Raw genomic sequence first — 3,430 nt, 5'->3', positions numbered from 1 at the left:
CAGGCATTTCTGACATTTTTTTTGCAAATAAATGGCGTTGTGCATCGGTCATTTTGATAAAAAAGTCAGGTGTGTTTGGGTCACGCTTAGAATCTAATTTTTTCGGTTGTTGTTTCTGCTTAAACTTAAATGAAAAACCAATAATTGAACGACCACGTTTGTGTTGTTCATACTCTGCTTTTATATCTGTGTACTTATTAATTTGATCAATGGCAAGGTGTAAAACTTTTTCTTTAAATTGCCCCATTCTCTTGTATTCATTGGGTTCTATGCCTAGTTTTAATCTTAGCTCTTCTAGCTCTACCATAGTCACTTTGCCTGTACTACGCCATGCGATAAGCAACTCATACAAGCGTATAGCGTAAACACTAGTTAAACTGCTGACTTGCTCTAGTTCATAACTAGTGAAGTGTTTTTCTAAATTTGTAATCAACGGTACAACATCATCAGAAAACTTAATACGAACAAGAGCTTCATTCTCTACATAAGATATTCGTTGTACCCATCGACTTATTACATTCTCAATGTTGCCCTTTTGAGTCAGTTTTTGATAGCTAAATCTACGATCAAATAGGCTTTTGCAAGCATCTTTAAGAACTTTATAGGCTGTATTTCTATGAACATTGAAATGGTTGATATAGCTTTCAGCATGAATCGTCAAATCTTTATCATTGGGTGTATTTGATTGCCTAGCTTCAAGTATGGCTAACAGTATTAAACGTTGTTCTGATAGGTCTAAATTATAACTGGCATTTATTAGTGCATTATCTTTAACGACTAGTTCTTTTTTCATAAGCACACATATTTTTTAAGTATATAAGTACACTCTATTTTATTAAGTGTCACTTTGCAAGATAAAGGTGTACTTATTGCAAGATAAAGGTGTACTTATTGCAAGATAAAGGTGTACTTATTGCAAGATAAAGGTGTACTTATCCTTATTTTTATCATTATTTATCAATTGATTACAGAGGCTAAAAATTAAAAAATTAAAAATTATTAAAAAGAGGGGAGTGCTTAAAACTGCCCTATGTACTCGCTAAAGCTCGTACTCTATTGAAGCTCGTTCCTCGCTTCGTGGGGCAGTTATTGGTTAATACTGTTTGTGAAATCTAAAAGCAAAAGCATTTGTAATGTATTCGCTTCGCTCATACTTTTTGAAAAGCAAAAGCTCCAAAGTTCGCACCCATTCGGGATGCTCTGTACCTACCGTTTAAAATCGAAAGGGAGCTTGTAATCAGAGAAAAGGCGAGGGCGAAATTTTGATGATGCTCAATCGCTCGTAGACACTCGCTCGGTTCTTATTATCTAGGTTTTAATTATTTACTGGAGCTAATCAAAGTTGTGAAACATTGCTTAAATAATAGGCGTGGAACGTGAAAAATCATAAAAAAAGCCCGAACAGGGATGTTCGGGCTATCAACTAGAAACTACAGCGTTGAATTATAAGGATAATTATACAGCATTTCGTATAAGGTGTATTATGTTAATTTTAGAAAATCTTAAGATAATTATTAATGAGTGGCTTAATGAATAAAGAAATTTCTGTATTACTGCATGACGTTCCTACTCATGCAGATTACGCATGTGATGCAACAGATTTAGATCCAGAAGATATTCCTGAAGATCGTATAGAACAAGTCATAAATTTATTAAATTCTTCTGATGAAAATATTGTATTTGAGGCAGCAAAACTTCTGACTAATTGGGGACAATCCTCTGGTTTTGATGCATTAGTAAATTTATTAAATGAAAATAAATTAGTTGGTTATATAGATCATCGTTTACATGGTTATGATGATACACTTCAGCATGTACTTAGAGCTTTTGTTCGTTATTGGGCATTCCAAGCTGATCTAGGATTTGGTGAACAGGCTAGAATAAAAATATTTCATCCTATACAAAAGATTATAGAAATATCTAATACAGAACCATTTGATATTAGTCGCTTATTTTGGTTAATTGATGATGAAAAATACGATGAATATATTCCTTTAATTAAAAACCATTTAATCCAAATAATAGATCATCCTGAATTACAATTTTGGAAAATCCATGATGCTATTGAACTGATGCTGAAATTAGAGCCTGAGTTTGTTCATAATTTATTAGAAGAAAAAGGCAAAACATTGGAAGACTTTAAAATTAACACTTTATAAAGTTATACATTTAACATAATGGTGGTTATACGAAATTCATTTGTTAGAAACCATTTATTACATCAAAAGTAATGAAAAAGTAAAGAATATGCCTTATATTATCTTTACTTTAATGTTTTTTGAGTGAGGAAATCATGTCCGCAGTCAATTTCAATATGCGCTTAGAAGCAGAGTTAAAAGAACAAGTCACGCCTATTTTAGAAGACTACGGTTTGACTATGCCCCAAGCATTCAAACTGTTCTTGAATCAAATCGTTAAAACTAAGGCGATCCCTTTATCTTTTGACTATGCGCGAGAAACTGCTTTAACTCCTAAAGCAGCAGCTAAGTTACTTCAATCTTTAAAAGAGATTGAAAATGGCGAGTACACCGAGTACGAAACGGTAGAAGAAGCGATTAAAGCTATGTCGGAAGAAGCACATGGCTAAACGTAAGATTATCGTAACCAGTTCTTTTAAACGTGATATTAAAAGACGTTATTTAGAACTGGTTACGGCTGAATGGGCAGAAGTATTAGATTGTTTAGTCGCAAATAATCCTTTGCCTGAAAAATATTTAGATCATCCCTTGAAGGGTGGTGCAGAGTTTAAAAATTGTCGTGATTGTCATGTGAAGCCTGACTTAGTCTTGATTTATAGGCTTGTTGGTGACGATATTTTAGAACTGCATCAGTTGGATAGCCATTCCGAAATTTTTGGATGACTATCGCTCGATGCTTTGAAATATGGCTTTAGCCATGTTTCAAAGTCGGGCAACTTTGCGCTTGCTGTAATTTGATTCGTAATGAGAAAAACCAAGCAAAGTACCGATCAACTAGTATTTTTTAGGGTCGATCTGACACCAGTCATAGGTTTTTTCTTTGACACTACTCGGTTCAAACGAGTAGCAATTTTTCCTCATTATTCTCACCAATGTTTCACCATCACTTTCTCGAATTTGTAGCGGATATTTTTTTAGTACAGCCAGATCTGCTCTACGTTCATCAATTTCGTCTTTGCTTGGTATGTATAAGAAGATAGCCAAAATGAATACCATCATCACAGCCACAAACGTGCTGGCAAAAATAAGGATAAGTTTTAAGTTGAGCCTGTTTGTAGCTTCGTTTAATGCCTGAATACTGTTGTTTAATGCACCTGTATGCTTTTTATTTGCGTTTTCTAGCGATTTTTCAGCCTTGTCTAGCACTCCACTAGCGACTTGGTTGTAAAACTGCTCTAATCGCTTCTTATCGTCTGCTATGGCTTCTCGATATTCCTTCATGGATGCCAATA

General features: G+C 34.2%; 5 protein-coding genes. 3 read left to right on the top strand and 2 right to left on the bottom strand.

The window, feature by feature from the left end; translation table 11 throughout:
• Window positions 1-793: replication initiation protein RepM (repM, locus tag FTT89_RS14385; protein ID WP_180172911.1), on the bottom strand; the 793-nt coding region annotated here is incomplete at its 3' end.
• A 736-nt stretch (window positions 794-1,529) separates the two neighbouring features.
• Here repM and FTT89_RS14380 point away from each other — a divergent pair.
• The 3 genes from FTT89_RS14380 (at window position 1,530) to FTT89_RS14370 (ending at window position 2,861) form a co-directional block, all read left to right on the top strand.
• The gene (locus tag FTT89_RS14380; protein ID WP_078194520.1) at window positions 1,530-2,159 is read left to right on the top strand and encodes a hypothetical protein; all 630 of its coding nucleotides are present in this window, start codon (window positions 1,530-1,532) and stop codon (window positions 2,157-2,159) included.
• Between the two features lie 134 nt (window positions 2,160-2,293).
• On the top strand, window positions 2,294-2,587 hold the full coding sequence (locus FTT89_RS14375; protein WP_001277151.1) for a type II toxin-antitoxin system RelB/DinJ family antitoxin: 294 nt from the start codon (window positions 2,294-2,296) through the stop codon (window positions 2,585-2,587).
• Window positions 2,580-2,861, top strand: a complete 282-nt coding sequence (locus tag FTT89_RS14370; protein ID WP_001129137.1) for a type II toxin-antitoxin system YafQ family toxin — start codon at window positions 2,580-2,582, stop codon at window positions 2,859-2,861. The genes FTT89_RS14375 and FTT89_RS14370 overlap by 8 nt, the downstream gene beginning before the upstream one ends.
• A gap of 111 nt (window positions 2,862-2,972) precedes the next feature.
• Here FTT89_RS14370 and FTT89_RS14365 read toward each other — a convergent pair whose 3' ends face one another.
• On the bottom strand, window positions 2,973-3,428 hold the full coding sequence (locus FTT89_RS14365) for a hypothetical protein (RefSeq protein ID WP_257229733.1): 456 nt from the start codon (window positions 3,426-3,428) through the stop codon (window positions 2,973-2,975).
• Window positions 3,429-3,430 lie beyond the last annotated feature (2 nt).

Source organism: Acinetobacter sp. YH01025 (assembly GCF_013420185.1).
In the GTDB taxonomy this organism is placed as follows: Bacteria; Pseudomonadota; Gammaproteobacteria; order Pseudomonadales; family Moraxellaceae; genus Acinetobacter; species Acinetobacter indicus.
The sequence above is the reverse complement of the archived record's forward strand: the minus strand, read 5'-3'. Positions and strand labels throughout refer to the sequence as shown.